Source organism: Streptomyces sp. NPDC034111 (assembly GCF_055575375.1).
Map to the genome: position 1 here is coordinate 76899 of NZ_JBVIST010000019.1, position 23307 is coordinate 100205.

Sequence of the window (23307 nt, forward strand, 5' to 3'; positions counted from 1 at the left end):
TGCCGCGCACCGCGCCCGGACGGGGGCCGGCCGCCCTCGGTCCCCGTCCGGTTTCTGCGCAGCGGCAGCGTCCAGGGCCTGCTCACCTCTCCACCTCCCAGCCCTGCGCCGTGCGGCGGGTCACCGCGTTGTCGGTGGCCCCCGTGATGGAGGAGATGATCTGTTCGTGGGAGGTGGTCATGACGTCGAAGAACCCGTTGTTACGGCCCAGCCGCAGCACCGCGACCGAGTCCGCGACGGCCTTGACGTCCCCCATGTTGTGACTGATCAGCAGCACCCCGAGCCCGCGCTCGCGCAGCTGGTCGACGAGGTCGAGGACCTGCGCGGTCTGCTCGATGCCCAGCGAAGCGGTGGGCTCGTCCAGCAGCACCAGCCGGGGTTCGCCGAGCATCGAGCGGGAGATCGCCACGGTCTGCCGCTGGCCGCCGGACAACGAGGCGACCGGCATCCGCACGCTGGGCATCCGGATGGCGAGGGTGTTGAGCAGCTCCAGGGTGCGGCGCTCCATCTCCACCTCGTCCAGGAGACCGACTCGCTGGATCTCCCGGCCCAGGAAGAGGTTGCCGACCACGTCGAGGTTCTCGCACAGCGCGAGGTCCTGGTACACCGTGGCGATCCCCAGGTCCTGGGCGTCGTGCGGCCGGGCGAGGTGCACCGGCCGGCCCTCCCACTCGACGGTGCCGGCATCGGCCGGGTCGACCCCGGCGATCACTTTGATCAGGGTCGACTTGCCCGCGCCGTTGTCCCCCACGAGCGCGACGACCTGCCCGGCACGGATCTCCAGCTCCACGTCCGCGAGGGCCTGGACGGCGCCGAACCGCTTGAAGATCCCGCGCAGCGCCAGCAGCGGCGGTCCTGACATGGGTACCTGCCTTACCTGGTGAGCCCCGCCTTCGCGCAGGCGGACGCGTACTTGGGGGTGCAGATCTGATCGATGGTGTACATACCGACCCGGACCACGGTGTCCTTGATGTGGTGCACGGTCACGGGTACGGGAGTCAGCAGCACGGCCGGGATGCCGCGCGTGGTGGGGCTGTTGATGTGGTGGGTGGTGACGTCGTGGATCTTCTGGCCGCGTGCCAGCCGGACGGCCATCGTGGCGGCGGCATCCGCCTCGGGCTTGAACCATTTGAGGACGGTCATGTACTGCTCGCCCGTGAGGATGCGCTGAATGGCCGCGAGCTCGGCGTCCTGGCCGGTGATCGGCGGCAGCGGATCGATCTTGGCGGCCTTGAGAGCGGCGAGGATGCCGGCGGCGAGGCCGTCGTTCGCGGAGTAGACCCCGTTGATCCGGTCGGCGCCGAGCGCGGCGATGGCGGCGGTCATGTTGGCGTTGGCCGCCTCCGGACGCCAGCCGGCGGTGTTGTACGACTGCCCGATCCGCACCTTGCCCTGGAGAGCGGAGAGCGCGCCCCGCTTGAACCAGGCGGAGTTGGGGTCCGTCGCCGCGCCGTTCATCATGACGATCTGCCCGTTACGGGCCTTGTCGCCGAGCGCCTTGAGCAGCGCCTCGCCCTGGAGCCGGCCGACCTTGGCACCGTCGAAGGAGACATAGCCCGCAATCGGCCCCTCCACGAGACGGTCGTAGGCGACGACCTCGATGCCGGCCCGGCGCGCGTTCTCGACCGGGGCGCGCAGCGACTTGGAGTCGACGGCGTCGAGGATCAGGGCGTCCTTCTGCTTGGTGATCATCGCGTCCATCTGCTGCTGCTGGGTGGCGACGTCGTGCTCGGCGCTGACGGTCTCCACCTCGCACTCCGGGCACAGCTCACGGATCTTGTTGTTGATCATGGGCTTGTCGTAGTGGTACATGCGCGAGGTGTTGTCCGGCAGCAGCACACCGATCCGCAGGGTGCCGCCGGAGCCGCCGCCGCCCGGATGTGACTCGCCGGCCTCACCGCAGGCCACCGGCCCGGCGAGCAGACACAGTCCGGCGAGGACGGCCCCGGCGCTTCGCAGACGTGCTCTTTCCACAGCGGCCTCCTCACCCTCCCGCCGTACCGGCGCGCTCGCCGGGCGGGAGGCTGATCTCGCTCCACACCTGCTTGCCGCCGCTCAGCGGCACCGAGCCCCAGGACGCCGACATCGCCTCGACGAGCAGCAGTCCGCGGCCACCGGTGGCCTCCCAGTCCACGCTCGTCGGCTTGACGGGCGCCCGCGGCGAGGCGTCGTTCACCGCGATCCGCAGCCGGTCGGCGGCGAGCGTCAGATCCAGCTGCACCTCCCCCTGCGTATGCGCGATGGCGTTGGTGACCAGCTCGGACACCACCAGCAGCGCCACGTCCATCTCCTCCGACACGCCCCAGGTGCGCAGGGTGCGCCCGGTGAAGCGGCGGGCGTGCATGACGGCGTCGGGCAGTCGCCACACCGTCCAGCGCGCCCGGGTCGGACGGACCCGCATCCCGTCGTAGCGCAGCACCAGCACCGCGACATCGTCGTCGCGTCGCTTGGCGCTGCCGAGCAGGGCATCGGCGAGCCGTCCGGCATCGGCGGGGTCGGCGGCGGCCAGCACATCACGTACCCGTCGGATGCCGTCCTCCAGCGGGAGGCTGGCCGACTCGGCCAGACCGTCGGTGAGCAGCACCAGGACGGTTCCAGGGGCGAGACCGATCTCGGTGAGCGGGAACTCGCCCTCCGCGGACACCCCGAGCGGAGGGCCGCCCTCCACCGACATCTCCTCCGTACTGCCGTCGGGCATCCGCAGCAACGGCGGCAGATGCCCGGCCCGCACGAACCAGGCGATGCCCTCCTCCATGTCCAGGTCCACATAACAGCAGGTGGCGAAGAGATCGGTCTCCATGCCCAGCAGCAGACGGTTGGCGTGCGCGATCACCACGTCGGGCGGATGGCCCTCGACCGCGTAGGCCCGGATGGCCGTGCGCATCTGGCCCATGATCGTCGCGGCGCCCGCGCTGTGCCCCTCCACATCGCCGATGACCAGCGCCACATGCCCGTCGGAGAGCGGGATGACGTCGTACCAGTCGCCGCCCACCTCCAGCCCCATCGTGGCCGGCAGATAGCGCACCGCGGCCACCCCGCCGGCCAGCTTCGGCAGCGTGCGGGGCAGCAGACTGCGCTGGAGCATCGTGGCGAGCTCATGGCCGGCGTCCAGCGCATGGGCGCGGACCAGGGCCTGGCCCACCAGGCCCGCGGTCGCGGTCAGCAGCGAGCGCTCCTCAGGACCGAACCGGTGCTCGTCGTCCCACCCGACCAGGCACACCCCCACGATCCGGCCGTCGGCCGGCAGCGGCAGTACGGCCAGACCGCCGGGGCCGATGCCCGCCAAGCCCGGTTCGAGCGTCGCCCCCGGGGGCCACAGGGCCACATGGCCGCCCCGCAGTACGCCTTCCAGCGTGGGCATGGTGTGGCAGGAGGCATCGGGCCACTCGGACCGCCATTCGGCCTGCCACGACGCGGGCCAGGACCCCGGTTCGGGCGGGTCGAGCATGGTGACCACCAGCCGGTCGGCCTCCAGTTCGGCCACCGCGATCCGGCTGGCGGCCAGCGGCGCCCGCAGCACCGAGACCACGGCCCGGCTGACGTCCCGGATGGTGGAGCCGCCGGCCAGCGCGGCCGACAGCCGCTGCACGATCGAGACCTCATCGGCGCTGGGCCGCAGGAACGAGGCGTCCGCGACGACCCCCAGCATCCGCTCCGGAATTCCGTCCGCGCCCACCAGCACCCGGCAGCGCAGACTCAGCCAGCGCAGCTCGCCGTTGGGCCGGCGGATACGGAACGACAGCTGCTGCCCGGCGACCGGCACGCCGCCCGGCTCCACGATCGACATCAGCGCCGGAACGTCGTCCGGAACGGTCCGCTCCAGCAGCGTCTCCACCCGCCGGCCGAAGTCCTCCCGCGCGATCCCGAACAGCTCCAGCACCTGGGCGTCCGCCTCCATCCGCCCGGTGTGCAGCACCAGTGTGAAGGCGCCGCCGCGGAGGGTGTCCAGGCCCGGGCCCAGCAGCGAACGGCGCTCGGTCTGCGCCATCACCCGCGCCTCGACCGCCTCCAGCCCCGCGGCCACCTGGTCGGCATGCAGTTCCAGGAGGTGGCGGCGGTCGGCGTCGAAGGCGTCGGTGGCCTGGTCCACCACGACCAGGCAGCCCAGCCGCTTGCCGTCGCCGCCCAGCGGCAGTACGCCGAACGAGACCGGCTGCCCGCCGGCGGCGTGACCGGGCTCCGCGGCAGCGGTCTCGGGGGGAGGGGTAAGGCCGTGCTCGGAGAGATCGGCGGCGCTCAGCCACTGGGGGAGGCCCGTGCGGAAGGCCGCGGCGACCGGAGAGTTGCCGGACAGCGGGTACCTCGTCGGCAATCCGTAGGGGAAGCCGGAGCCACCGACCATCTCGGCCAGCTGAAGATCGCCGTCGCCTTCGGCCGGCACGTAGACGGCGATCAGTTCAGCCCCGGAAGACCCAAGGACCCGCGCGGTCACTTCCTGCACCGCCTCCGTACGCGGGAAGCCGTCGTCATAAGCCACGGTCGCCGTATCCGCCCTCGGGGCCAGGGCGTCGACCCCGCCACCGCCTCATCGGATATTTCGTAATTTACCGCCTTCACTCCATGGTGCGGCATGCAAGGAGACCCCAGCCAGTCGACGAGGGGCGTCATGGGGTCACGGTGCGTGACCGGCGAAGGGTGGGGGTGCCGCAGGCCGGAAGCCCTATGGCCGGATCCGGCCGGGGTACGACGGAGCGAGGGTGTCCCGGTCACCCGGGGATCAGCACCGCGGCACCGTGGACCCGGTCGGCGGCCAGGTCGGCAAGCGCCTCCGGGGCGCGGCTCAACGGGTAGGGACTGACCGTGACTTGAATGCCGACCCGCGCCGCCGCCGCAAGGAACTCCCGGCCGTCCTCCCGGGTGTTGGAGGTCACGCTGCGCAGATCCCGCTCGTAGAACAGGTGCCGCTGGTAGTTCAGGGCCGGGACATCGGTGAGGTGGATACCGGCGACCGCGAGGGTGCCCGACCGGTCCAGCGCCGCCAGTGCCACCGGCACCAGATCGCCCACCGGCGCGAAGAGGATCGCCGAGTCCAGCGGCTCGGGAGGGCGGTCGTAGGCCTCGCCGACGGAGCAGGCGCCCAGACGAAGTGCCAGGTCACGGGCCTGCGCCGACCGGGTCAGCACATGGACCCGCGCACCGTCGGCCAGCGCGATCTGCGCGGCCAGATGTGCCGATGCGCCGAAGCCGTAGAGGCCGAGCCGGCCGCCCGGTGGCAGCGCACTGCGGCGCAGCGCCCGGTAGCCGATGATCCCCGCGCACAGCAGCGGCGCCAGCCGGGTGGCGTCCTGGCCCTCCGGGAGCGGATAGGCGTAGTCGGCAGGGACGAGGGCGGTCTCGGCGAATCCGCCGTCGGCGTCCCAGCCGGTGTACCGGGAGGCCGGGCAGAGGTTCTCGCGGCCGGCCCGGCAGTACCGGCAGCCACCGCAGGTGCCGCGCAGCCAGGCCCCGCCCGCCCGGTCGCCGGGCCGGAAATCGGTGACCGCCTCGCCGACGGCGACCACGCGGCCGACGATCTCATGGCCGGGTACCGTCTCCGGGCGCCGCGGGGGCAGATCGCCTTCGGTCAGATGCAGATCCGTACGGCAGACCCCGCAGGCCTCGACCTCGAGCAGCAGATCCTTCGGGCCCGGTACGGGCCTCGGCCGCCGGACCGGCACCAGCGGGCCGGACTCGATCGCGCCGGGCCGCCGGACGGCCCAGCCGGACACCGAGCCCGGGCCGACGCCCGAGGCCGCGTCCGCCGGCGCATGAGCAGCCATGTCTCCAGGATGGCGGCCGCCAGGGGGAGGGACAAACGGTGACGAGACCGGCGCACGCCACTGGTCCGCCGCAGCGGCAGGCCCAGGCGTCCGCCGCGCCCGTGCGGTCGTACCGCTCAGGCCGCGGTGCCGGGAGTGCACCGGACCGCCGGGACGGGCCGCTCACCCCGCGCCCCTGCGTCAGGACCGGGGGCCTTTGCGCCCGTTGGCAGAGCCGCCGGGGCGCCTTCGTCCGAGCGAGGTGAGCGCGGACAGCTTCCGCCGCAGCCTGGAGCGGGAGGGCCGTGGGGCGGCGGACGCGGACGCGGCGTCCGGGGCGGCGGCCGGCGGCCCCTCCGAGGGCGGCGGGGGACTGCTCTGGCCCTGCGCCGGGTCCGTATCGGCTTGCGCGGACGGGGAGTTGGGCTCGGACCGGGGCTTGGGCGTGCGGGCGGCCTCGGCGCGTACGAGAGCGCCGAGGGCGGCGAAGATGTCGAGGGGCATGCCGGATCTCCTGCGGTGCGGACGTGCTGAGAGCTGATGACGGCAGGCCGCGATCGCCCCTCCGCGCGCGGTGCGGTCGGGGTGGGGCGTGCGGTGGGGGCGGATCAGCAGCGGAGCACGGTCACCCGCGTCGGCGGTCCGGCGGCGGCGGCCGGGGTGACGGCCCGGGAAGCGGCGTGGCCCGGTGGGTTGAGGGCCGGGGTCACGGCGGACGTTCTGATCGCCTTGCCGCCGGGGCCGGTGGGGGTGTGGTGGCGCAGATGGCAGGCGGATGCCTCGCAGAGTCTGCGGAAGCCGCTGCCCGGGTGTTTTGCGCCGTCCCCGGTCGAAGCCAGTACGGGTGCCGCGGCGAGGCAGGGCCGCTCAGGGGGGCCGGGCACAGCAGCGGCGCCCACCGGGGGTGTACAGGCGTGGGCGCCGGAGGCCGGCAGTTCGGCGGAGTCGGGGGTGAGCGCGGTGTGCAGCAGGGCCAGCAGCATCAGTAACAGCAACACACGCCAGCCACCGGTCGCCACGGAGCGGCCGGTGCTGACGGTGTCGCGCATACGGATCTCCCAACGCTCTTCCAGGAAGGGATCCCCTGGAAGGCATTGGGGCACTCCGGATACTCCGGAAAGAGTCCGCAATTCCACTCGATCCGGCTATGGACCGCACGTATGCGCCGCAAAACGGATATGTCCGCCTCGGTCGGGCCGCCCGGACCTACCGGCCCGTTCGGCCCGGACCGCGTCAGTAGACCTCAGTAGGTCTCCGTAAGACCTCAGTAGGTTTCCGTGCGCCTACGTACGGCTCAGCAGGCGTCAGCCCGCCGCGGTGGCCCGGCTGTAGTAGTGCGAGAACTGCTCCAGCGCCTCGCCGTCCGCGCTCCACGGCCAGGGCGTCGCCACCCCTCCGGTGACCCGCAGCACGGCCGAGGCCTCGGTGATCCGCGCCGACTTGATCAGCGCATAGGCCAGCAGGTTCAGATCGGCCAGCGCCTGTGCGTGGTGGAGGAAACCCGGCCTCGGCCAGTAGTGCGCCGCCTGGTCCAGGGCCTTGGCGGCGTCCGGGCGGCGCCAGATCTCGCCCGCACCGAGCGCGTTGAGCCCGCCGGGCGCCACCGCCCGGTGGTGCGTACGGACCAGCGCGGTGAGTTCCAGACCGGCGGCGGGCGCATCGAGAGGCATGGCGGAGCGCATACCGTCGAGGAGGTCCAGCACCAGGGAGCTGGAGCCGCACTCGTCCGGCGACAGATAGCCCAGGGCTTGGAGGTGGGCCTCCCGGTTCCACGGGTCGCGGGCCTTGATCTCGCGCCAGATCGCCGACAGCTCGCTGGACGGGCGCCGCTCCAGCCGCAGCGTGGCCAGCTGAAGCGTCCAGGGCGTGGGGTCGGCGGGCACCAGCTCGGCCGCGAGCCGGCAGGTCTCGCGGACCTCGTGGAGATCGACGGCGGCGCCATGCTGTGCGGCCTGGAGCAGGTCCGACCAGGCATGGAGCAGCAAGGCGCCCGGGTTCTTCGGGCTGTGCTGCCGCCAGATGCCGGGCAGCGCCCGCCCCGAGCACCCGGCCAGCACCCGCAGGCGGTGCGCCTTGCGGTCCCAGTCCTCTCCGGCGTCGTCGATCACCTCCGCCATCACGGCCATCACGGCCGTGTCGAGCGACCCGCGCGCCCAGCACGTCTCGACCCGCCGCCGGACCTGGCCCAGGGCGGCATCGTCGAGTTCGGGCACGAGGCGGGGACGGCTGCCTTTGCGGCGTCTGAAGACGGGCATTCCGCGGTGGCCTTCCAGAGCGGGTGGGGGGACGGACAGGAGTTCACGCAGCATACGGGCGGCGGCGTGCCGTGCACGCCGCCGCCCGTATGCCGGACTGTTGCTCGCTAGTGAGAGCCGACCGCCGGCTTGTCGCCGTTGCGGCCGAGCCGGTCGCGGACCAGGGAGATCCCGACCACGATCACGGCCACCAGCACGGACAGCAGCACCTGGATCCGGCCACCGCCCTCGCTGTCGTCGGTGAGCATGTAGACCAGCACGAACGAGATCATCGCGATGGTCGCCCAGGTCAGGTACGGGAACAGCCACATCCGGACGAGCAGCTTCTCCGGGTTCTCGCGCTGGATGATGCCGCGCATCCGCAGCTGCGAGAAGCAGATGACGAGCCACACGAAGAGCGCGACCGCACCCGACGAGTTGAGCAGGAACTGGAAGACCGTGGTCGGCCACAGGTAGTTGAAGCCGACCGCGATGAAGCCGAAGAGCACGGAGGCCACGATCGCGGCCTGCGGGACGCCCCGGCTGTTCGTCCGGGCGAAGCTCTTCGGAGCGTCGCCGCGCTGGCCGAGCGAGAAGGCCATGCGGGAGGCGGTGTAGAGGCCGGAGTTGAGGCAGGAGAGCACCGCGGTCAGCACGATCACGTTCATGATCTGGCCCGCGTGCGGGATGCCGATCGAGTCGAGGGCCGCCACGTAGGAGCCCTTCTTGGCGATCGAGGGGTCGTTCCACGGCAGGAGGGAGACGACGACCAGGATCGAGCCGAGGTAGAAGATGCCGACCCGCCAGATCACGCTCTTGGTGGCCTTGGTGACCGCGCGCTCCGGGTCCTCGGACTCACCGGCGGCGAGGGTGACGATCTCACTGCCCATGAAGGAGAAGACGACCATCAGGATGCCGGTGAGGATCGCGCTGGGCCCGTTCGGGAGGAAGCCGCCATGTGAGGTGAGGTTGGCGAAGCCGGTGGCCGCGTTGTCGGAGCCGGGCAGCACACCGAAGATCGCCAGACCGCCGAGGACGATGAAGGCCGCGATGGCGACGACCTTGATGCCCGCGAACCAGAACTCGAACTCACCGAACGAGGAGACGGAGGCGAGGTTGGTGGCGGTCAGCACGACCATCACGATCAGTGCCCAGGCCCACTGCGGGACGGCCGGGACCCAGCTCGTGAGGATGGCCGCGCCGGCGGTCGCCTCCACGGCGAGCACCACGACCCAGAAGAACCAGTACAGCCAGCCGATGGAGAAGCCGGCCCAGCGGCCGAGCGCCCGGTCCGCGTAGGCGGAGAAGGAGCCGGAGGTCGGGTTGGCGGCCGCCATCTCGCCGAGCATCCGCATCACGAAGACGACCAGCGCGCCGACCAGCGCATACGACAGCAGAATGCCGGGGCCGGCCGCGGCGATGCCGGATGCGGAGCCGACGAACAGGCCGGCGCCGATGACGCCACCGACGGCGATCATGGACAGATGGCGGTTCTTCAGGCCGGACTGCAGTCCTGAGTGCCCCGGGGTCGCACCGCTGCCGGGGGGAGCGGGCGGCGCGGCCTGGGTGGAGGGAGGTGTAGTCATCTCTACATCCGTTGAGGGTTGGAGGGTCATGCACGGGGTGACTGCTGCGATCGCCTCGGTGGTGGACGCACGAAAGGGCCGGGTACTGGTGATGGCGATCATGGCCCTGACGCATTTCGAAGCGGCGGCACAGGGGCCCCGTCCTCGGATGCCCCGCGCGGGTGGGGGAGCGCTTACCGCGCTGCCACGCTGATTGCCCGTCCTCCTCGTGAGAGGTGAGCCGCATCACGTCCGGATTGGATTTGCGTCAGCGTATGTGGCGGTGAGCGGCGGCGTATTTGTGAGAGGCGACAAAGTCACCCCCGATGGCTGTGCGGTCGGCCAATGCGCAATCCCCGGAATCCGGACTCGCGTTCCCCACATCGCCGCTGGTAGGGGCGGACAACGCGGGCCGCGAACCCTTGGCCGGGCGGACAGCCGGCGCGGACTGCCCGCGCCCTAGCGTGAGTTCGGCCCACGTGGGCCATGTGTGCCCACACGCGATCAGTGCTGCGCGACATGAGCGGAACGGGGGACGAAATGCCGGATGACGGGAATGCGGATTCCGAAGGTGAGCGCACGGAGTCCGCGGGGTTCGTGGTGATTGGCGCCACATCCCTCGCCCGCAGGGTCTGTGCCTCCCTCGCCGAGAGCGGCCGGCCGGTCGGTCATCTCGCCGCTCCGGACGACCAGGAGCTGCGACGGGCGCTCGCCGCCCGGCCGGCCGGCGTCGCCGTCCTGGTGGGCGATGACCTCGCCGCGCTGCGCTACGCCCTCGCCGTACGGCATGTCTGCGCCACCGTCCGGATCGTCGTCACGGTCTTCGACCGCACCGTGGGCGGGCAGCTTCGGTCGCTGCTGGGCCACTGTGTGACCGTCTCACCCGCCGACCTCCTCGCGCCGACCCTGGCCGGTCTGTGCGTGGATCCCGACGCGCTCGCCGTACGGCCCGGCGACAGCGGTGCGGTGGCGGTCCGCCGGCGGGCGGGGCGGCTGGTGGAGACCGCCTGGCGGGCCGGCCCGGCCGCCCGGCGGCAAGCCCTGCTCGGGCGGCTGCGCGGACAGTTGCAGCCCCATGACGCGGACGCCCGGCTGCTGCTCATCGGGCTGTTCGGCATCGTGACCGTACTGGCCCTGGACTGGCTGTGGCTGGTGACGGCCTTCCATACGCCGGCCAGCACCGCCTTCCTGGAGGCCGCCCGGGTCGTCGCGGGGGTCGGACCGGCCGCGCCGCACCCCGGCCACCCCGGGTACGAGGTGGTCTCCGGGGCGGCGATGCTGGTGACGGTGGGGTTCACCGCCCTGCTGACCGCCGGCATCGTCGACCGGCTCTTCGGCCCGCGGCTGGTCGGGGTGCTCGGGCCGCGGGTACTGCCCCGCGCCGGTCATGTCATCGTGGTCGGCCTCGGCCAGGTCGGGCTGCGACTGTGCCAGACGCTGCGTCAGCTGGGCGTCCCGGTCGTCGGGGTCGAGCGCGAACCGGCCGCCCCCAACCTGCGGCTGGCGCGGTCGATGGGCATACCCGTGGTGCTGGCGCACGGTGAGGACCGGGCGGTGCTCGCCCGGCTCGGCCTGGGCCGGGCCCGGGCGCTCGCCGCGGTCGGCTCCGACGAGCTGGACAACATCGCCGTCGCGGTCGCCGCGCACGGGGTGGCACCGGAGGTCAGGGTGGTGCTGCGGGCCGGCGAGGACGAGGCGATCGCCGAGACCCGCGCGCTGCTGCCCCTCGGGCTGACCCGCGACATCACCCGGACCAGCGCGGCGTTCGTGACCGCCCATCTGACCGCCCACCCGCAGGACGCCGCCCCGCGCCATGTCGTGGCCGCTGCCGACTGCGACTACGTCGACCTGCCCGGCCGAGGCCTGGCCGCCCGCCCGGTCCCGGCCGGGGACGACTGCGGCCATGTGCCCGGGGGCGAGCGCGCGGTTCCGTCGGGCGTCGAGGACCGGCGCTAGCGACCTGAGCCACCCCAGGGGGCATTCCGCAGTCACCAGCGGGCCTTCCGCGAAACCGGGCCCCCTTCAGCCCTCGGCCGGTACGTCCTGCTCGGTCCAGATGATCTTGCCGGTCGGGGTGTAGCGGGTGCCCCACCTGCGGGTGAGCTGCGCGACGATGAACAGTCCGCGTCCGCCCTCGTCGGTGGTCCGGGCATGACGCAGATGTGGCGCGTTGCTGCCGCCGTCGGAGACCTCGCAGATCAGGGCGTCCTGCCGGATCAGCCGCAGGGTGATCGGGCCGGTGCCGTGGCGGATGGCGTTGGTGACCAGTTCGCTGACGACCAGTTCCGTGGTGAACAGCAGCTCGTCCAGGCCCCACTCCGACAGCTGCCGGCCGGCCAGGGCACGGGCGCGGCCGACCACCGCCGGATCGGTGGGCAGATCCCAGGACGCGACCTGGTGCGCATCCAGGGCCCGGGTCCGGGCCAGGAGCAGAGCGGCGTCGTCGGACGGCGGGCCGGTCAGCAACGCCTTCACCACACTGCCGCCGATGTCCGCCAGCGCCGGTCCGGACACCGCGAGGGCGTTGCTGAGCCGGGCCAGGCCGACGCCGATGTCCCGGTCGCAGGTCTCGATCAGCCCGTTGGTGTAGAGCGCGAGCAGGCTGCCCTCGGCCAGCTCCAGCTCGACGGCCTCGAAGGGCAGCGACCCCAGGCCGAGCGGCGGCCCGGCGGGCAGGTCGGGGTGGTCGACGGCACCGTCGGGGCCCATGACCGCGGGTGGGAGGTGGCCGGCGCGCGCCATGCTGCACCGCCTGCTGACCGGGTCGTACACCGTGTACAGGCACGTCGCCCCCATGAACGTGGCGGCCACCTTGGTGTTCTCGGTGTCCGTCTCCCGATCGGCGCCCTGTGTCTGCACCAGTCCGATGACCAGGTCGTCCAGGCGGGCCAGCAGCTCGTCGGGCGGCAGGTCCAAATTGGCGAGCGTACGGACCGCGGTACGCAGCCGGCCCATCGTGGCCGCGGCGTTGATGCCGTGTCCGACCACATCCCCGACGACCAGCGCGACCCGGGCCCCGGACAGCGGGATCACATCGAACCAGTCGCCGCCCACCCCGCTCGGGGCGTCCGCCGGGAAGTACCAGGAGGCCACCTCCAGCGCCGATCCGCCGCTCAGTTCGTGCGGCAGCAGGTTCTGCTGCATCATCCGGGCCGCGGTGCGCTCGCGGGTGAAGCGCCGGGCGTTGTCGACACATACCGCGGCCCGGGCGACCAGCTCCTCGGCGAGCCGTACATCGTCCGGGACGAAAGGCCCCAGCCGGCGGGTCCGGAAGAACGTCGCCGCGCCCAGCGTGATGCCACGGGCCTGCACCGGCGCCACCATCACCGAGCGGAAGCCGAACGCGCGGATCGCCGCCGCCCGCACCGGGTCCTCGGTGAACCATGCGCTGGAGTCGTCCAGGGCCGGCTCGACCAGCGACTCGCCCGTCAGCAGACAGCGGGCGACCGGTGACGAAGGGGAGCGCTGGACGGTTTCGCCCACCGCGAGGCCCGCCTCCGGGCAGCCCTCGTTGACCGACTGCTGGCCGCAGCGGCGCATCGTCGGGGTGCTGTCGACCGGCCCGGGAACCGGCTCCTCACCGCGCAGCACCGAGTCCAGCAGATCGACGGCGACGAAGTCGGCGAGCGCCGGCACCGCGACATCGGCCAGCTCCTGTGCGGTCCGGGTGACGTCGAGTGTGCTGCCGATCCGGGCGCTGGCGTCGTTGAGCAGGGCAAGGCGCTCCTGGGCCCGCCAGCGCTCGGTGACGTCGATGACCATGTACCAGATGCCGATCCGTTCGCCCTGAGGGTCGGCCAGCCCGAAGAAGGAGGCGGAGTATGCGCGCTCCTGGGTGGGGTCGGCGTAGGTGGGGCTGCGGAACTCGTAGTCCATCACCGGCGATCCGGTCCGCAGGACCCGCCGCATCCGCTCCTCGAACGCCTCGGCCTCCAGCCGCGGCAGTACCTCCCCGACCGTGCGGCCCAGCCGGCGCTCCAGGGGGATCAGCCGCTCCAGTACGTCGTTCACCCAGACGTAGCGCAGGTCGGTGTCCAGTACGGCCATCCCGACCGGGGCGTGTGCGAGGAAGGGCTCCAGCATCAGCTGGTTCACCCCGCCGCCCGGCACCCGCCACTCCTCCAGGGCGAGGACCGACCACCGCTCCTGGCCGGCACCGTCGAGCACGGGGGTGACCTGTACGGCCAGCTGGAGATCCCGGCCGTCCCGGTGGCGCACGGCCACCGATCCGCCCCAGCCGTCCCCTGCCCGGCACCACCGCGCCACGGCCGCCGCCCGCTCCGCGTCGCCGGGCAGCGCCAGCAGCTGGGCGGCGGGGCGGTTCAGGATCTCCTCGGCCCGGTAACCGAGCAGCCGCTCAGCCGCCCGGGTCCAGGAGACGACCAGCCCCTGCGCGTCCAGCTCGGCCGTGGCCGCCTTCGCGAGGTCACAGGCCCGTCCGGGCCCGCCCGTCAGCGGATTGTCCGAGGTCATGATCGCCAGCCCGTCAGCTCAATGGCGCATATCGCCCAGTCTAGGGGGATTGCGGATCAACAGCTGGGAGCGAGCGGTCCGGCGACGACCCGCACCGGACCGTCGGATCATGTCGCGGACGGCAGCCGCAGCTGAAGCATGGCCAGCAGCCGCTGGTCCGGCCGGCTCAGGTCGAGACCGGTCAACTCCTCGGCCCGGCGGATCCGGTAGCGCAGCGTATTGGGGTGCACATGCAGCTCGGTGGCGGCGGCCCGGACATCGCCGAAGGCGTTCAGATACGCGAGGACGGTCTCGGCCAACTGTCCCTGATTGCGGCGGTCGTGCGCGACCAGCGCGGTCAGCCGGGGATCGCGCATGTCGGGGTGCGCGGAGAGCAGCGACAGCACCTCGCTGACCAGCACCTCCGCCTGGATGTCGGGCAGCGCGGCCACCGTGGTGGTGACGCCGACGCTCACCATCGCGTCAAGGATCCGGTCCGCCTCGCGGCGGGATTCGGGCACCTCGCCGAGCACCGGCACTATGCAGCCCACCGAGCCGCGCAGCGACAGGTTCAGGTGGCGGCGGGCGGCGTCGGTGATCTCCTGCCCCCAGAGCCGCAGGGTGCCGAGGTCGATGCTGCGCGGCAGTTGCGGCAGCAGCACGTAGATCCGCGAGTCGGCCTGGGTGACCAGGGCGCTGCGGTGCCGGGCCGCGGTGTGCACCGAGATCAGATTGCTCACCTCGGCCTGGGCCAGCTCGGCCGGGGTGGCCTCGGTGGACCCGTACGAGAAGCCCAGGACGGCGGCCGGCCGGTTCGCGTCCAGTCCCAGGTGGCTCGCGAGCGGCTGCGGTCCGGTACTGCCCTCCAGCAGCCCGGCCGTGAGCGTACGGGTCAGGGTCAGATCCGCCGACAGCTCCCGGCGGCGGCGCACCAGATGCAGCGCGGCGACCCGGGCCGCGCCCAGCAGCGCCTGGTCCGAGTGCTCGGTCAGCGGTGCCGAGCCCTCCTGTACCCAGATCGTGCCCAGTTGCCGTTCCCCGGCCCGGATGGCCACCGCGAGCCGGCGGCGGATCCCCAGCTCGGGGTGGCTTTCGATATTGATCACCTCGTCGGTGGCGCGCAGCCGCTGGAACACGCCCCACTTGCGCAGCCGCGCCAGGTACGCCTCCGGGCCCTGCCAGCCCAGGATGGACAGCCGCCGCAGATCGTCGACCTCGTCGGTGTTGGTGGAACGCGAGTACGCCAGCACGCGGTTGGCGGTGTCCTCGATGCTGACGATGCCGCCGGTGAGGATGGCGGTGGTCTGGGCGAGCGCGAAGAGGTCGCCCTCGTCCAGGGGCTCGCCGGGGCGCCCCTGCGGCGCGCTGTCGAGGGCCGCCCGGGCCAGCGCGTCCACCTGCTCCCAGCGCGCCTCGCTCCGTACGGACAGCAGCGCGACCCCGGCCTCGACCGCGGTCTCACAGAGCGCAGCGGCCTGGCCGGGGGTGTCGAGCTTGACCGCGATGGCGGCCGCCCCGTCGCGGCCGCCGGCCCGCAGCGCCGGGAACGCGGCGCGGCCGCGGGCGCCTATGGCAAGCACCAGCTCACCGGGGCGGGCCATCGGCGGATCCTCGGGGTCGAGCAGGGCGACGCTGAGGATCTCGACGTCCAGACCGGCGGGCGCGGCCTGCAACTCGACCAGGGGCTCGCCCAGCGACATCAGCAGCTGGCGGAGGCTGATGCCGGCACGGGGTGGTGATGCCGCGGCAACTGGTTCCATGATCGGCGCCTCTGCTGAGTTCGGGTGGCCTGGGCCCATGGCGTCGCCGGCCATCTCACCTGCACGTCCGAGCACGTCATGCCAGGCGTCCGATCGGCCACACACCGGGCCGCCACCGCGCGAATGAGCCACGCCAACAGTACTGATGCTATCCGCCGGGGCAACCGCGGCCATCCGTGTCCGAGGGCGCACCCCCGGGCACCGTCAGCGGGTGCCGCCGGCGCCGTCGGCCGGGCAGCGGCCGACCGGTCTGAACGCCCAGTCCATCGTCGGCTCCATGACACTGCGGAAGGCGCGCCGCACGGGCGCGGTGCACAGCAGCGTCACGGCCGCCGCGGCGATCAGGGTCACCACGACGGCGCCCCAGGGCGTGTGGATCCAGGCCGCGTCGTACCAGTTCCACCAGCGCGAGCCCTTGGCGAGGAAGCCGTGCAGCAGATAGCCGTAGAGCGTGCCGGCGCCCAGCGCGGTGCACCATGTCCGGCGGCCCGGCACCCAGGCCAGGAAGCAGGCGCTGAGCAGCAGGGAGCAGCCGAACATGGCCCCCTGCATCAGCACCCCGCACCACCACGGGACGCCCAGCTTCTGGGCACTGTCGGTGTGGTAGAACCACGCGTCGTTCATCCGCGGTACGGCCCAGTACGCAAAGACCGCTGCCCCGGCGAGAACCGGCACCGCGGCGAGGCGCACCGCCCGGCGGCGCACCCATGCGAAGTGCTCCGGTTTCAGGGACCTCCCCAGGACGAAGAACGGCAGGAACTGGAGCACCCGTTGCAGGTCCAGATCGCTGCCGATCTCCGGGGAGGCCGAGGCCAGTGCGGCGATCGCCAGGGCCAGCGGCACCGGCCACCGCACGATCCGCCACAGCGGTGCGGTCAGCCGCCAGAGGAACAGCGCGGCCAGGAACCAGGTGAGAAACCACGGGTCCAGCAGACTGACCGAGAACTCCGGGAGGTCGCCGGCCGCGTATCTGAACAGCGCGTAGGCGATCTGGAAGACCACGTACGGGACGGCGACGCCGGTGACCAGCCGTTGCAGCTGGTCGCGGCGCATCGTGAAGCTGCGCGAGAAGTAGCCGGAGATCAGCGTGAACGCCGGCATGTGGAAGGCGAAGACGAAGATGTAGAGGGCGGCCGCACTCCGGCTGGTGTGGTAGAGCGGCTCCCAGGCGTGGCCGATCGCCACCAGGACGATGGCCAGGTACTTGGCGTTGTCGAAGAAGGCGTCGCGCTGCTTGCCGGGGGCGGGCCGCTCGCCGCTGATGGGCCGGCGGTGGACCTGTGCCTCGGCCATGGAACCTTTCCTCCCCTCGTTCCGTCTACAGTGCTGTAGACCGTTTCGGGGCACTGTAGACGTCCGGGCACGCGGGGCGCACCTCTGCCCGTCGAGGGAGGCTGCGGAGGCCTTCCCGTCCTCCGGGCAGTCAAACCCCCAGTACAGTCACAGGCGCCTCACCGCGCCCCGCGCCGTGAGGCGCGCCCTGCGCCCACCGTCCGCCCGTCGCCAGAAATGGATCCCATGAGCGCGATCAGCATCGGCCAAGCCGTCGTTCTCGGAGCCGTCGAGGGGGTGACGGAATTCCTCCCGGTCTCCTCGACCGGCCATCTCAAGATCACCGAAGGTCTGATGGGGATCCCCGTCGACGACAAGGCCGTCGTCGGCTTCTCGGCCGTCATCCAGGTCGGTGCGATCGCCGCCGCGCTCGTCTACTTCGGCAAGGACATCGTGCGCATCGTGGGCGCATGGTTCCGCGGACTGCGCAACCGCGAGGAGCGCTACCACCACGACTACAAGTTCGCCTGGTGGGTGATCTACGCCACCATCCCGATCGTCGTCGTCGGTCTGGCCGCCAAGCCGCTGATCGAGGGTCCCCTTGCCTCGCTGTGGGTGGTGGCCGGCTCGCTGATCGTCGGCAGCGGTGTGATGTGGGCGGCCGACCAGATGGGCCGCCACAAGCGCGGGGAGGACGACACCTCCCTCAAGGACGCCATGTGGGTCGGCTGCTCGCAGATCCTCGCGCTGCTCTTCCCCGGCTTCTCCCGCTCCGGCGCGACCATGTCCACCGCGCTCATCCTCGACCTGGAGCGCGTCGCGGCCACCCGGCTGTCGTTCTTCCTCGGCATCCCGGCCCTCACCGGGGCGGGAATCTACGAACTGAAGGACGCGGTCGGCAGCGGCGCCGCGGTCGCCCCGCTGGCCGTCGGCACGGTCGTCTCCTTCCTCGTCGCCTACGCGTCGATCGCCTGGCTGCTGAAGTTCGTGGCCAAGCACTCCTTCAATTCCTTTGTGATCTACCGGATCCTCATCGGCGCGCTGCTGTTCGGACTGCTTGGCATGGGCGTACTGACCTGACGGCCGCCGCGCCGGGCCGGGATCCGGCGTCGTGGGTGGTATGGGTGCATCAGAAGCGCATCCGCCGTACGCGGACGCAGTGCCCTGGAGGTGGCCTTGACGAACCGGGATGGCTCGGATGAGGGTCGGGACACCGGCGCGGCACACGTGCTGACCCGTCTGCGCGTGGTGGAGGAAGCCGCCGAACGGATCGGTACCACCCTGGACGAGCAGACGATCTGCGCCGAGCTGTCCCGGTTCCTGTGCCAGCACCTGTGTGACGCCGCCGCGGTCGACCTCCTCCCCGAGGAGGCCGCCGCGACGAGGCGCCCCTCCCGGGCCCCGGAGCTGACCCGCGTGGCGTCGGCGGGTCTGGTCAAGGTGCTCCAGGCGCAGTTCCCGGACGACGGGACCGGGGAGCCGGGCGAGGGGTTCCCCGCGCTGCGGGCGCTGATGGAGCGGCATCCGGTCACCGCCACCGGCGTCCTGAAGGGCGGTATGTCCGCCGAGGCGGAGGCGGTGCCGCTGCTCGCCCACGGCCGCTGCTACGGCGTGCTGCTCGTCTTCCGGGCCGGCGGGAGTTTCGGAGAGCACGAGACCGCCACGATGCACTACGCGGCGCGCCTGGCCGCCGCCCATCTTGCCCATGCCCGCCGGTACGCCTCGGTCCAGCGCACCGCGATGGACCTCCAGCGGGCCCTGCTGGCCGAACCGGGCCGGCCGCACCCCAATCTGGAGCTCGCCACCCGCTACCTCCCCTCCGGCACCACCGCCCTGGTCGGTGGCGACTGGTTCGAGACGGTGCGCCTCCACTACGGGCGCACCCTGCTCGTCATGGGTGACGTCATGGGGCATGGCCTGGACGCGGCCGTCGACATGAACGCCTACCGCACCACCCTGCGCTACGTCGCCTCGACCGATCTGCCGCCCCATCGCGTGCTGCGCCAGCTCGACACCGCGGTGGCCGAGGACGAGGCCCGCCGGCCCGCCACCTGTCTGCTGGCCCAGGTGGACCCGGCACGTGGCATCGCCGGGTTCGCCAGCGCCGGCCACCTCCCCCCGGTGGTCTTCGGCCGCGACGGCACCGCGAACCTGGTACGGGTGCCGGTCGGCCCGCCGCTGGGTACGGGCGTCGGCGGCTACGAACTCGTCACCCGTAACCTCACCCCCGACGAGACCCTGCTGATGTTCACCGACGGCCTCATCGAGCGCCGCGGTGAGGACATCGACGACTCCCTGGCCCGGCTGGCCCGGCTGCGGGTGCCCGCCGGGGCCGGGGTGGAGGAGGTGCTGGACGAGGTGCTGCTCCACCTCGACGGGATGCACGCCGAGGACGATGTCGCCGTGCTCGCCGCACGGGTGCGCGAGCATCCGGGGCCGGGGCCGACGCATCCGATGACGACGACATGATCCGCCGCCCGGTACGACGGGAGTGCGGCGGCTCCGTACGGCTCCAGCTTGCCTGACGGTGCGTCAGGTGGATCGGGCCCATGCCCCCGAGGGCGTGTGCACCCAGGTCAACGGCCCTGTCGTACGATCACCCCCGGTGCCGGCCGGGGCGCACACCCCCTGCCCGCACCTTCCGATGTCTCACGGGGGTAGCCATATGTTCGGAATCGTCAGGCCCTGCACCCATCGGCTCTCCCAAGGGCTCAAAGCGGAGTGGATGGCCCATCTGTGCGGTCTCTGTCTCGCGCTGCGCGGTGACCACGGGCAGTTCGCCCGGGTCGTCACCAACTACGACGGCCTGATCGTCTCCGTACTCACGGATGCCCAGTCCGGCCACGCCGCCGGGCAACGCCGCACCGCCGGCCCCTGCCCCCTCCGGGGCATGCGGACCGCCTCGGTCGCCAAGGGCGAGGGCGCGCGGCTCGCCGCCTCGGTCTCCCTCGTCCTCGCCTCGGCGAAGATACGCGACCATGTCGCCGACCGGAACGGCCTGTTGCGCCGCCGGCCGGTGGCCGCTGCCGCGCGCAAGGTCGCCGCGGGCTGGGACCGGGCCGGGGCACGCACCGGCGCCGCCCTCGGCTTCGACACCGCCGTACTCGTCGACGCGGTCGACCGGCAGCCGGGCATCGAGCAACTGGCCGGCCCCGGCACCCCGTTGACCGTCATCACCGAACCGACCGAAACCGCGACCGGCGCCGCCTTCGCCCACACCGCGGTGCTGGCGGGCCGCCCGGGCAACGCCGCGCCACTGGCCGAGGCCGGCCGGCTCTTCGGCCGGCTGGCCCACCTCCTGGACGCCGTGGAGGACCGCGCCACGGACGCCGCCGAGGGCGCCTGGAACCCGCTCACCGCGACCGGCGCCACCGTCGCCGAGGCCCGCCGGCTGTGCGACGACGCGCTGCACGGCATCCGACTCGCGCTGCGCGAGGTGGAGTTCACCGACTCCGCCCTGGTGCATGTGCTGCTGGTGCACGAGCTGCGGCGCTCGGTGGACCGCGCCTTCGGCACCACCACCTGCGCGCACCAGGGCCACGGCGCCAACCCGTACCAGGACGGGTACGGCGGCCCGCCCCCGCAGTACGGTCAGCCCCCGCACCCCGGCCAGGCCCCGGCCGCCGGCCCGTACGCCCAGGGCGGCCTGCCCCTGAACGCCCCGCAGCACCCGTACGCGGGCGGCCCGGTGCCGCCCGGCGGTCCGGGCGGCGGCCATGGCGGGGGACACGGAGGCGGTCCGGGCGGTGGGGACGGCGGAAGGCCGCAGTTCCCGAACCAGCCGAAGCCGCCCCGCGGCTTCCTCGCCGGCTGCGCGGTCGCCATCGGCCTGTTCTGCACCTGCAAGGTCTGCTGTGCCGAGGAGTTCGAGGGTCCGTGGTCGCGCAAGAAGCGCGAGGGCTGCTGCCACAAGATCGACGGCTGCAACTGCGACGGTGGCTGCTGCGAGTGCTGCGGTTGCTGTGAATGCTGTAGTTGCTGCGACTGCTGAGCGCTTCCACGTCCGCACCGGACGCACGCGGCACCCCTCGCCCCGCCGGCCGCGCCACCATGGGCGCGGCCGGCGAGCTGCGTCAGCCGTAACGAGGGCTACCGCCCCGCCGGTCAGGCGCCCGGCGGAATCCGTGCCGGACGGCCCGAGCCTCGGGTGACGCGGTACCCGGCGATGCCCGCCAGCGCCGCGAGCGCGCCGCCCGCCGCGGTCCACAGCCAGCGGTCGGACCACCGGCCGGAGGACCAGCCGCCCTCCGGCTCCACCCGGGCCGCGGGACGCGGGGAGGCGGACTCGCCGTCCGCCTCCGGCGTGGCGGCCCCGGCGCCGGGCACCAGCGGAGCGGCCAGCGCACCGTCCACCGCATACGCGCCGCCCTGGTCGGAGACGGACGCCTCGACCTCGGCGTGCACCGGCTGCCCCAGATCCTCCTGCGGCAGATCGACGACCGTCAGCCGGACGTAATAGCTGCCCGGCAGCGGGTCGTTGGCCCAGGGCTCCGCCCCGCCACGGACCGTGCGCAGGGTGCAGGACAACTCGACGGAACCGGCCTCCCGGTCCGCCGTCCTGGTCTGCGCGCCGTACGTGCACGCCTGGCGGCGGCGCAGTCCGTCGTACACATCGAGCTGCCAGGTGGCCGCGCCGTGCCGGGCGGCGGCCGCCGGCAGCGTCACCTTGGCCTTGACGGTGGCGCGCTGCGCGGTGTCCACGGGCAGCACCCAGTACAGGTAGTCGCCGGTGGAGGCGTCGGCCGTGGCGGGCTGGTCCGGCTTGATGGCGGTCGCCGTACGGAACGAGGTGCCGGCCTCGGTGGGACCGGCCGCATCCGAGCTCGCACTCGCACTCGGGCTCGGCGTGGCGTCGTCGGCGACGGCGCTGCCCGCCAGGCCGAGGACACCGGGGCCCGCCAGTACGGCGGTCGTCAGCAGGCGTACGGTACGCATCAGTTGGTCCTCCAGACGGTGACGCGCCAACGGGAGATCCAGCCCCACACCAGGCCGGCCAGCAGACCGGCGAGCGCCAGCGCGCCCAGCAGCCACCAGCCGTGGCCGAGGCCGAAGGAGGCCACGTCGGAGGCGTCGTCGGGGCCGTCCACCAGGTCGATGGTCAGCTCGACCGGCAGGCCGGGCTCGGTCTTGACCGAGGCGGGCGCCGAGAAGGAGTTGCTGACCTGGAGACACACGGTCTCCGCCGGCGCCTGCTCCGCGCCGTCCGGGGCGTCCTGCGGCGCCTTGGGGTAGCGCAGTCCGGACGAGATCACATCGGTACGGCCGTCACCGGCCTCCGCGCCGCGGACGATCTCCCGGCCGTGCACCGTCGAGGCCCGCAACAGGACCCCGTAGTCGTTGTTGACCGCACGGTCGGCGCCGACGCTCACCGAGGCGCGCAGTTCCTGGCCGGGCCGGACATCGACCCGGTACCAGCGGTGCTCGGCGAACTTCTCCCGGTCGCTGTAGAGCCCGGGCTTGAGCTTGGGGGCGCCCGCGCACTGCTGGGCACCCTTCGCCGGCACCGGCGTGACGACAGGGTCGGCGGCCCGGTCCACCAACTGGTGCACCCGGTCCCGGAGTTCCTTGGTGTGCTGCACGGAGGTGTACGTACCGCCGGTGGCCTCGGCGATACAGCTCAGCTGCTTGCGGGTCTTGGCGTCCGGCAGCAGCCCGAGGGTGTCGACGGTGAGGTGGATGCCCTGCGCGGCGATGTCGCGGGCCACCTGGCACGGATCGAGCGGGGCGCAGGTGTCCTCGCCGTCCGTGATGAGCACGATCCTGCGGGTACCTTCACCGCCCTTGAGGTCCTGGGCCGAGCCCATCAGGGCGGGGCCGATGGGCGTCCAGCCGGTGGGGGTGAGCGTCGCCACCGCGGTCTTCGCCTCGGTCCGGTCGAGCGGCCCGACCGGATAGAGCTGCTTTGTGTCCTTGCAGCCGACCTTGCGGTCCTCACCACGGTAGTTGGCGCCGAGGGTACGGATGCCGAGCTGGACGTCGTTCGGTACGGCGTCCAGCACCTCGTTGAACGCCTGCTTGGCGGCGGCCATCCGGCTCTGTCCGTCGATGTCGCGGGCTCGCATCGAGCCGCTGACATCGAGCGTCAACTCGACCTTGGGTGACGGCTTCGCGTCCGGCTCGGCGGCCGTGGCGGTGGCGGGAGGAAGGGCGACGGCCAGGGCGGCGAGCAGCCCGCACACCCCGGCCGCCAGCCGTTTTCTTATGATCATCGCTGGATCGTATGGAGAAATCCGCCGGGCTCCAAAACGGCCGCCGGCGCCCAACGGCACCGCACACAAAGCGACTC

The 23307-nt window shown here is 72.5% G+C and carries 17 protein-coding genes; 4 read left to right on the plus strand and 13 right to left on the minus strand.

The features are described from left to right. Positions 1-82: 82 nt before the first annotated feature. The 8 genes from ACZ55A_RS30570 to ACZ55A_RS30605 all read right to left on the minus strand — a co-directional run bounded on the left by ACZ55A_RS30570 (position 83) and on the right by ACZ55A_RS30605 (position 9558). Positions 83-862: an ATP-binding cassette domain-containing protein gene (locus tag ACZ55A_RS30570; RefSeq protein WP_468846819.1), complete on the minus strand. Its 780-nt coding sequence runs from the start codon at positions 860-862 to the stop codon at positions 83-85. Positions 863-873: 11 nt separating this feature from the next. Continuing rightward, entirely contained in the window at positions 874-1974 is a 1101-nt protein-coding gene (locus tag ACZ55A_RS30575; protein WP_468846822.1) for a sugar ABC transporter substrate-binding protein, read from the minus strand. A gap of 10 nt (positions 1975-1984) precedes the next feature. Continuing rightward, positions 1985-4477, minus strand: a complete 2493-nt coding sequence (locus tag ACZ55A_RS30580; RefSeq protein WP_468846826.1) for a SpoIIE family protein phosphatase — start codon at positions 4475-4477, stop codon at positions 1985-1987. 229 nt (positions 4478-4706) lie between these two features. Beyond that, positions 4707-5759, minus strand: a complete 1053-nt coding sequence (locus ACZ55A_RS30585; RefSeq protein ID WP_468846829.1) for a zinc-dependent alcohol dehydrogenase family protein — start codon at positions 5757-5759, stop codon at positions 4707-4709. Between the two features lie 180 nt (positions 5760-5939). After that, positions 5940-6242: a hypothetical protein gene (locus ACZ55A_RS30590; RefSeq protein ID WP_468846831.1), complete on the minus strand. Its 303-nt coding sequence runs from the start codon at positions 6240-6242 to the stop codon at positions 5940-5942. A gap of 104 nt (positions 6243-6346) precedes the next feature. After that, entirely contained in the window at positions 6347-6787 is a 441-nt protein-coding gene (locus tag ACZ55A_RS30595; protein ID WP_468846834.1) for a hypothetical protein, read from the minus strand. Between the two features lie 255 nt (positions 6788-7042). After that, a complete protein-coding gene (locus tag ACZ55A_RS30600; protein ID WP_468846836.1) occupies positions 7043-7993 on the minus strand; it encodes a hypothetical protein in 951 nt (316 codons plus the stop codon). Between the two features lie 107 nt (positions 7994-8100). Next, complete coding sequence (locus ACZ55A_RS30605; protein WP_468846839.1) at positions 8101-9558, minus strand: amino acid permease; 1458 nt, start codon at positions 9556-9558, stop codon at positions 8101-8103. A gap of 576 nt (positions 9559-10134) precedes the next feature. Between ACZ55A_RS30605 and ACZ55A_RS30610 the strand changes: the two genes are divergently transcribed. After that, positions 10135-11493, plus strand: coding sequence for an NAD-binding protein (locus ACZ55A_RS30610; protein WP_468846842.1), 1359 nt, complete (start codon positions 10135-10137; stop codon positions 11491-11493). Between the two features lie 66 nt (positions 11494-11559). Here ACZ55A_RS30610 and ACZ55A_RS30615 read toward each other — a convergent pair whose 3' ends face one another. The 3 genes from ACZ55A_RS30615 to ACZ55A_RS30625 all read right to left on the minus strand — a co-directional run bounded on the left by ACZ55A_RS30615 (position 11560) and on the right by ACZ55A_RS30625 (position 17042). Then, the gene (locus ACZ55A_RS30615; RefSeq protein ID WP_468846844.1) at positions 11560-14010 is read right to left on the minus strand and encodes a SpoIIE family protein phosphatase; all 2451 of its coding nucleotides are present in this window, start codon (positions 14008-14010) and stop codon (positions 11560-11562) included. Positions 14011-14117: 107 nt separating this feature from the next. Next, positions 14118-15749: a PucR family transcriptional regulator gene (locus ACZ55A_RS30620; RefSeq protein ID WP_468846847.1), complete on the minus strand. Its 1632-nt coding sequence runs from the start codon at positions 15747-15749 to the stop codon at positions 14118-14120. A gap of 204 nt (positions 15750-15953) precedes the next feature. Beyond that, the gene (locus ACZ55A_RS30625; protein ID WP_468846852.1) at positions 15954-17042 is read right to left on the minus strand and encodes an acyltransferase family protein; all 1089 of its coding nucleotides are present in this window, start codon (positions 17040-17042) and stop codon (positions 15954-15956) included. Between the two features lie 225 nt (positions 17043-17267). On the opposite strand from ACZ55A_RS30625, the gene ACZ55A_RS30630 reads away from it, so the two are divergent. From ACZ55A_RS30630 to ACZ55A_RS30640, 3 genes are all read left to right on the plus strand, one after another. Then, entirely contained in the window at positions 17268-18101 is an 834-nt protein-coding gene (locus ACZ55A_RS30630) for an undecaprenyl-diphosphate phosphatase (protein ID WP_468846854.1), read from the plus strand. A 96-nt stretch (positions 18102-18197) separates the two neighbouring features. Beyond that, positions 18198-19490 carry a PP2C family protein-serine/threonine phosphatase gene (locus tag ACZ55A_RS30635; RefSeq protein ID WP_468846855.1) on the plus strand — a complete coding sequence of 431 codons (1293 nt, stop codon included), beginning with the start codon at positions 18198-18200 and terminating at the stop codon, positions 19488-19490. A gap of 196 nt (positions 19491-19686) precedes the next feature. Next, positions 19687-21012 (plus strand): DUF5685 family protein, encoded by a 1326-nt coding sequence (locus ACZ55A_RS30640; protein WP_468846857.1) that lies wholly within the window; start codon positions 19687-19689, stop codon positions 21010-21012. A gap of 113 nt (positions 21013-21125) precedes the next feature. Here the strand turns inward: ACZ55A_RS30640 and ACZ55A_RS30645 are convergent, their stop codons facing one another. Together ACZ55A_RS30645 and ACZ55A_RS30650 are read right to left on the minus strand one after the other, a co-directional pair. Next, a complete protein-coding gene (locus ACZ55A_RS30645; RefSeq protein WP_468846860.1) occupies positions 21126-21956 on the minus strand; it encodes a hypothetical protein in 831 nt (276 codons plus the stop codon). Continuing rightward, positions 21956-23230 carry a VWA domain-containing protein gene (locus ACZ55A_RS30650; protein WP_468846863.1) on the minus strand — a complete coding sequence of 425 codons (1275 nt, stop codon included), beginning with the start codon at positions 23228-23230 and terminating at the stop codon, positions 21956-21958. Before ACZ55A_RS30650 ends, ACZ55A_RS30645 begins: the two co-directional genes overlap by 1 nt. Positions 23231-23307: the final 77 nt, after the last annotated feature.